The sequence below is a fragment of the Dactylosporangium sp. NPDC051484 genome, assembly GCF_040689395.1.
GTDB lineage: Bacteria > Actinomycetota > Actinomycetes > Mycobacteriales > Micromonosporaceae > Dactylosporangium.
Genome location: NZ_JBFAZX010000003.1, coordinates 534,394 through 540,907, shown reverse-complemented (window position 1 = coordinate 540,907; position 6,514 = coordinate 534,394). Strand labels below are relative to the sequence as shown.

General features: G+C 73.9%; 7 protein-coding genes. 1 reads left to right on the top strand and 6 read right to left on the bottom strand.

Annotated features, from left to right (window positions below):
• The coding region (locus AB0367_RS08720; RefSeq protein ID WP_366225604.1) for an AI-2E family transporter at positions 1-993 on the bottom strand (993 nt) is incomplete at its 3' end.
• Positions 986-1,447 carry an SHOCT domain-containing protein gene (locus AB0367_RS08715; protein ID WP_366225603.1) on the bottom strand — a complete coding sequence of 154 codons (462 nt, stop codon included), beginning with the start codon at positions 1,445-1,447 and terminating at the stop codon, positions 986-988. The genes AB0367_RS08715 and AB0367_RS08720, both read right to left, overlap by 8 nt.
• A 147-nt stretch (positions 1,448-1,594) precedes the next feature.
• On the opposite strand from AB0367_RS08715, the gene AB0367_RS08710 reads away from it, so the two are divergent.
• Positions 1,595-2,917: a sodium:proton exchanger gene (locus AB0367_RS08710; RefSeq protein ID WP_366225602.1), complete on the top strand. Its 1,323-nt coding sequence runs from the start codon at positions 1,595-1,597 to the stop codon at positions 2,915-2,917.
• Positions 2,918-2,977: 60 nt separating this feature from the next.
• On the opposite strand, the gene AB0367_RS08705 is transcribed toward AB0367_RS08710, so the two are convergent.
• The 4 genes from AB0367_RS08705 to AB0367_RS08690 form a co-directional block, all read right to left on the bottom strand.
• A complete protein-coding gene (locus tag AB0367_RS08705; protein WP_366225601.1) occupies positions 2,978-4,117 on the bottom strand; it encodes a hypothetical protein in 1,140 nt (379 codons plus the stop codon).
• Entirely contained in the window at positions 4,098-4,631 is a 534-nt protein-coding gene (locus AB0367_RS08700; protein ID WP_366225600.1) for a SigE family RNA polymerase sigma factor, read from the bottom strand. Before AB0367_RS08700 ends, AB0367_RS08705 begins: the two co-directional genes overlap by 20 nt.
• A gap of 39 nt (positions 4,632-4,670) precedes the next feature.
• Positions 4,671-5,396 (bottom strand): phosphate ABC transporter ATP-binding protein, encoded by a 726-nt coding sequence (locus AB0367_RS08695; protein ID WP_366225624.1) that lies wholly within the window; start codon positions 5,394-5,396, stop codon positions 4,671-4,673.
• 122 nt (positions 5,397-5,518) lie between these two features.
• Complete coding sequence (locus tag AB0367_RS08690; protein WP_366225599.1) at positions 5,519-6,475, bottom strand: sortase; 957 nt, start codon at positions 6,473-6,475, stop codon at positions 5,519-5,521.
• Positions 6,476-6,514 lie beyond the last annotated feature (39 nt).

Genomic DNA, 6,514 nt, shown 5'->3' with positions numbered 1-6,514 from the left:
CCACGAGACGGCGATGGCGGTGATGGGCGGGGCCAGGAACACGCCGAACAGGCCGCCGACCGCGGCGCCGAGGATCGTGACGCCGAGCACGGCCACCGGATGCAGGCCGAGCGCGCGGCCGAACACCGCGGGGCGCAGGATGCCCTCGAGGATGTTCTGCGTGATGAGGACGATGAGCAGCATCCACACCGCGGTCTGCACCCCGCCGGCGCCGAGGGCGAGGAGGACCGCGAACGCGGCGGAGATCCAGGCGCCGAGATACGGCACGTAGGCGGCGGCGAACGTCACCATCGCGATCGTCCCGATCAGCGGCAGCCCCAGCAGCAGCGCGCCGAGCGTGATGACGGCGGCGTCCATGAGCGCGATGAACGTGGTGCCGAGCATGTACCGCCGGAACTGGTACGCGGCGCTGCCGGCGAGCTCGCGCATCAGGCCCGGCCGCCGCTGCGGCAGCCGCGCCTCGAGCACCTCGAAGCAGCGCGGACCGTCGCGGAAGGCGTAGAAGAGGAGGTACCCGCCGATGAGGATGCCGACGGCGACCTGACCGGCCACGACGGCACCGGTGGCGAAGGCGGAGCCGAGCCCCGTGAGCGCGGTGCGCCAGCCCGGCCACTGCCGCAGGGCCTGCACCGGGTCGGCGCCGAGCAGCTGGTGCAGCCGCGCCCCGGCGTGCTCGGCGGTGGGCAACCATTTCGAGGCCTCTCCGACGACCGCGACGCCGAACAGCACCGCGAGCGCGAGGAGCGCGAGCGGCACCGCGATGGCCCCGGCCAGAGCCGCCACTCCGGCCGGGACCCCGCGGCGGCGAAGACCGTCGACGGCGGGTTGCAGGGTCGCGCCGACGAGGGCCATCACCAGCAGGGGCAGTAGGAGCGGGAGCAGGATCCCCCCGGCGATCACCAGCAGCGCAGCGCCGATGACCAGCCCGGCGAAGGACCAACCCAGCCGGCCGTACCGCCCGAGCCGCCCCGTGAGGCCGGTGGGATCAGCCACGCGTCCAGCCGGCAGCATTGCCGTTCCCCCCGACCGACGCACCGGTCGTGGGCCCGGACCCGAGCAGCGCCGCCTTGGCGCGGTCGTACTCGGCCTCGGTCAGCACGCCGCGCTGCTTGAGATCGGCGAGCTTGGTCAGTTCGTCGGCGGTGCTCGGCGCGGGGGCCACGTCGCGGGCCTGTTCGCGGACGTAGTCGCGGACCTGGGCCTCCTGCTGCCGGGCGCGCTCGGCGGCTCGTGCGTTCATCGACCGGCCGCGCGCGACGAGGTACACCAGCGCGCCCAGCCACGGGAACACGATGAGGAACACGGTCCACGCCGCCTTCGCCCACCCGTTCATCGAGTGATCCCGGAAGATGTCGGTCAGGATGCTGACCATCAGCCAGATCCAGGCGAACACCACCATGAACCACAACGTCGACCACACGACGTCACCGAACGAGATGTCGTCCATATTGCCTGCCTCCCGACTGCTCGCCACAACGTGGCATCGGCTCGAGGCCGGGTGACCCCGACGGATCCAGCGTCTGGGCCGGGCGACACCCCGCCATCGCCCCTGGCGGGCGACCGGGCAGTGCGGCGGGCGGTAGAGTCGGCGCACATGCGACGACCGCCCATCTCCGGCCTGCTGGCACTCGCGGCGACCGTCCCCGGCATCGTCGCCGCCGTCACCGGCGTCGATGTTCCGGCGGCCGCGGCGGCGCTCGTGTTCGGCGCCGCCATCGTCGGGGCCGCGTTCGTGCTCGCCTGGGCGGCCGAGGCGGCGCAGGTCGACGTGTCGGCCGGGCTCGCCGTCGCGCTGCTCGCGCTGATCGCCGTCCTGCCCGAGTACTCCGTCGACTTCGTGTTCACCTGGCGCGGCGGCGAGGCCGCTGCGCGCTACGGCGCCGCCTGCGCTCCCCCGGGCGAGATCCCGGCCTGCTCGCTGGCGCTGGCGAACATGACCGGGGCCAACCGGATCCTCGTCGGCGTCGGGTGGGTCCTCGTGGTGCTCATCGCGTGGCGGCGCTCGAAGGGGCGGGGGATCCGGCTGGGGCGCGCGGATGCGGTACCGCTGGCGTTCCTGGCCATCGCGTCGCTGTACTGCCTGCTGCTGCCGTTCAAGCGCACGCTGACGCTGTGGGACAGCGCCGTGCTCGTCGCGGTGTTCGTCGCCTACAGCTGGCGCGTGTCGCGGGCGCCCGCCGGCGAGCCCGACCTGATCGGCCCGTCGGCATGGGTCGGCGGCCTGGCGAAGGCGCCCCGCCGGGCCACGGTCATCGCGCTGTTCGTCGTGTCGGCCGGGGTCATCCTGCTGTGCGCCGAGCCGTTCGCCGAGGGCCTCGTCAGCACCGGCGCTCAGCTCGGCGTCAGCCAGTTCCTGCTCGTGCAGTGGGTGGCGCCGCTGGCCTCGGAGGCGCCGGAGCTGCTCGTCGCCGGCCTCTACGCGTGGCGCCTGCACACCACGGAGGCCCTCGGCGCGCTGGTCTCCTCGAAGGTCAACCAGTGGACCCTGCTGGTCGGCACGGTGCCGATCGTGTTCGCCGCCTCCAGCGGCGGCCGGTCGGGCCTGCCGATCGCGCCCGCCCAGCGCTACGAGCTGCTGCTGACGGCGGCCCAGTCGCTGCTGGCGATCGCGCTGCTGCTCGGCCTGACCCTCAGCCTGCGCGCGGCGCTGCTGCTGGCCGGCCTGTTCGTGGTGCAGTTCGCGCTCGGCGCTGCGGTCCCGGCGGCGTGGCACGAGCGCGAACTGATCGGCCTGTCCCTGCTCTACCTCGCCCTGGCCGCCCTGACCCTGCTGCGCAAGCGGGCCCACCTGCTGCCCACGCTCCGCGACGGCCTGCTGACCCGCTACGCGGACCTCGGCGAGGACCTGCACTGCACCACGACCGGCGGCGGCCGCCTCCGCCTGCGCAGCCGGCTGTGGGCCCGCATCCACGCATGAGCGCGCGAGCGCCGTCGCCGGGCCAGGGCGGTCCGCGTTCGCCGAGGCGGGACCGGCTGGTCATGGCGACGGGACCGCGTCCTGCAGGAGGCGCCAGGTCGGGGGGCTGGCCGGGTCGGCGAAGGTGATGGAGCGCAGCACCCGCAGGAGTTCGTCGTCGGACACGGGCGGGCCGCTGGCGGCCTCGATCTGCCACTCGCCGTCGGGGCTGCTGGTGTAGCAGAAGCCGGGCCGCTGGCAGAACGCCTCGCCGGGCGAGCGGGTGTCCTTCGCGAACCACGACCGGTACAACGTCAGCTCTATCGTCGGCAGCCGGACCCCGCCGGCCTCGGGGACGCTGACCGGGCCCGCGAGACTCGTGTACGTGGCGGCGCCCTTGACCAGCCTGACGTACGACTCGCCGGGAATCGACCTGGTGAGCGAGCCGTCCGCGGTGCCGGCCGCCTGCGGGGTGAACCCGGCGGGCACGTGGCCGAGCCTGAACGCGAGCCGCGCCGCGTCCGGCTCGCCGGAGCGCAGACCGGCGGCCACGAACGCGAGCTCATCGCGGGCCATCGGCCGGTGCTGGTCGGTGGAGGCGACGACCGCCCAGGCGCCGTCCGCGTACTGCCACGCCAGCGCAGGGCCGTCGGGCAGGCCCGCCATGAGCCGCAACGACGGGTGGTACCGGCCCGGGCGGCGCTCGACCAGGACCGGCTCGCCGCCGGCGAACGCGGACGGGTCGAAGGCGCCGGCGCGGTACACCACGACGACCCCGGCGGCGAAGCTGAACCCGTGATAGCGGTCCGCCGGACCGGTCACGATGCTGGACGTGTCCGGCCGGGTCACCTCCGCCACCTGATAGCCCGGCGTCACGTGCACGGTCCCGGAGAGTCCGAACCGCTCGCCCTTGAACCCCCGGATGTTGCCCACGAGCGGCTCGGCCGGGTAGTCGAACGCCGATGCGCCGGTGTCACCACTCGCGACAGGCACGGCGGGCACGGCCGGGACTCCCGGCACTACCGGCACTCCCAGGCGCGGCGCCACGGCCGCGATGGCGACGGCCGCGACCACGGTGACCGCGGCGAACAGCCCCGTTCGGCCGACCCGGCGCCGCGTGCGCAGCCGGCGCCCGGCCACGACGGCGTCCTCGACGTCGAATCGCGGCGGCGGCAGCGCCGTGCGCGCGTCCCGCAGCAGTTCAGGCAGTTCGGATCTCATGGCGCCCCTCCGCATGCTCTTCGATGGAGAATTCGACTCCGAGGATCTGGCGCAGCCCGTCGAGGCCCCGCGAGGTGTACCCCTTGACGGTGCCCTCCGGGCAGCCCAGCGCCTCCGCGGTCTGCTGGACGCTGAGCCCCTCCAGGAAGCGCAGCACCAGCACGGCACGCAGGCGCGGCGGCAGGCGCAGCAGCGCGGCCCGGACCCGCAGCCGCTCGTCTACCTCGCCGGTGCCGTCGTCGGGCAACGCCCGGTCGGGCAGCGCGTCGCCGGCCGCCTCCTCGCGCCGCCACCAGGGCCGGCGCGTCTCGTCGATCGCGGCGCGCACCACCGCGGTACGCGCGTAGGCGAGCGGGTTGTCGATGTGCCGCCACCGCGCGTAGAGCCGGGCAAGCACGGTGAGCACGGCGTCCTCACCGGCCTGCCAGTCGCCACACGTCAGGTATGCCAGGCCGCGCAACGGCTCCAGCTGCACGCTGACGAAGTCCCGGAACTGTGCCTCCGCGTCCCTCACACCGATTGGACGGAGCGCGGGCCCTTCCCGGTTACAGCGTCACCCGAAACGACCGTTGACGTAGTCGGCGGTGCGCGGGTCGCGTGGCGAGCCGAACATGAGCGACGTCGGGCCGTGTTCGACGATGCGGCCGGGCTGGTTCTCCTCGGCGAGGAAGAACGCGGCCTGCTGGGAGACCCGGGCCGCCTGCTGCATGTTGTGGGTGACGATCACGATGGTGACCTCCTCGACCAGCTCGGCGATCGTCTCCTCGATGACCCGGGTGGACGTCGGGTCGAGCGCCGAACACGGCTCGTCCATGAGCAGGACCTTCGGGCGGATCGCCAGTGATCGGGCGATGCACAGCCGCTGCTGCTGGCCGCCGGACAGCGCGCCGCCGGGCTGGCGCAGCCGGTCCCGCACCTCGCGCCACAGCCCGGCGCGCACCAGGCACTCCTCGACCAGCTCGTCCTTGGCCGCGCGGGCGACCCGCAGGCCGGTGAGCTTGAGGCCGGCGACGACGTTGTCGTAGATGGACATCGCCGGAAACGGGTTGGGCTTCTGGAACACCATGCCGATCTGCCGGCGGGCGTCGGTGAGGCGCCGCTGCGCGGCGTAGATGTCCTCGCCGTTGAGCAGCACCTGCCCGGCCATCGACGCCGACGGCACGAGCTCGTGCATCCGGTTGAGGATGCGCAGGAACGTCGACTTGCCGCAGCCGGACGGGCCGATGAGCGCGGTGACCTCACCCGCGCGGAGGTGCAGGGAGACCCGGTCGAGCACCATGCGGCGGCCGAACCAGGCCGTTACCCCGATCGCCTGGAGTCCGAAGAGCTCGCGGTGGCTGTGGTAGGAGTCGGGAACGACGACTTCGGGCGCGGTCGTGTCCATGGCATGGTCCTCGCGTTTCAGAGCAGGTTCGGCAGGAGTCGTACGGTCTGCTCGGCGACCAGCAGGCCGAAAACGGCGACGAGCGGCACGAAGACGATCCAGGTGCGCACGACTCCCCAGCGGTGCCGGGACCACACGGCGCCGGCAGCGGCGGCGACGAGGCCCTGCAGACCCATGACCAGGGTCCACAGCGACGACGTGTCACCGGCGAGTGGCAGCTCCTGCGGGCTGATGGAGCCGGGGCGCAGGGGGCGCGGCGGGCTGGGCTGGGGCGGCGAGACGAGCTCGGCGTCCACCCGCAGCAGCCCTTCGGGCAGGAACGGGGCGCCGGCGGCCGTGACGAGCGTGAGCCGGCCGGCGCCGGGCGCGACCGGCGGCGGCACCGCGTCGCCGGCGCGGCGGCTGCCCGTGACCCGGTAGGTGGCTTCGCCCTGTCCGGTGAGGACGGTGATGCGGTCGTCCGGGACGAGGCGCCGCAGGTCGCGGAACGGGCCCGCGTACGAGGCGGTGCGGCCCATGATGATGGCGGTGCCGGCCTGTCCGGGCAGCGCGCTGTCGCGCTGGTGCCCCGGTCCGGCCATCAGCACGCCGCCCGTGGTGCCCTCGAACACCACCTCGTCGACCCGCAGGGCCGGGATGCGCAGGACGGCCACCGGCGTGCCGAGCGGGAGCAGCCTGCCGTCGCGGACCTGGCCGACGGGCGCGGTCGCCCTGGCGAGGTCGACGCGCAGCGCGTCCATGCCGGCCCGCTGCTTCGACTCGTGCACCAGGTAGCTGACCGCGGTGACATGCACCGTCAGCCCGAGCAGGACGGTGGCGAGGACGACCAGCGCGGAGCTCAGGAAGTACCGCCATGCGGGCGGGGTGTCGTCGTCCTGCCACTGCGGGGCCGGGATCGAGTCGAGGTCCGGCGGCTCGTACCCCGATGGCTCGTACTCCGGCGGCTCTTGGCGTGCCGGCAGCAGAGCGGTCACTGCGCCTCCTGAGCTACGGTGGGCGGTGCCGGGGCGGGG

What these genes read in the sequence shown, in the direction of transcription:
- AB0367_RS08715 (WP_366225603.1), bottom strand. Translation starts at nt 1,447, where the DNA reads ATGGACGACATCTCGTTCGGTGACGTCGTGTGGTCGACGTTGTGGTTC.
- AB0367_RS08710 (WP_366225602.1), top strand. Translation starts at nt 1,595, where the DNA reads ATGCGACGACCGCCCATCTCCGGCCTGCTGGCACTCGCGGCGACCGTC.
- AB0367_RS08705 (WP_366225601.1), bottom strand. Translation starts at nt 4,117, where the DNA reads ATGAGATCCGAACTGCCTGAACTGCTGCGGGACGCGCGCACGGCGCTG.
- AB0367_RS08695 (WP_366225624.1), bottom strand. Translation starts at nt 5,396, where the DNA reads ATGGTGCTCGACCGGGTCTCCCTGCACCTCCGCGCGGGTGAGGTCACC.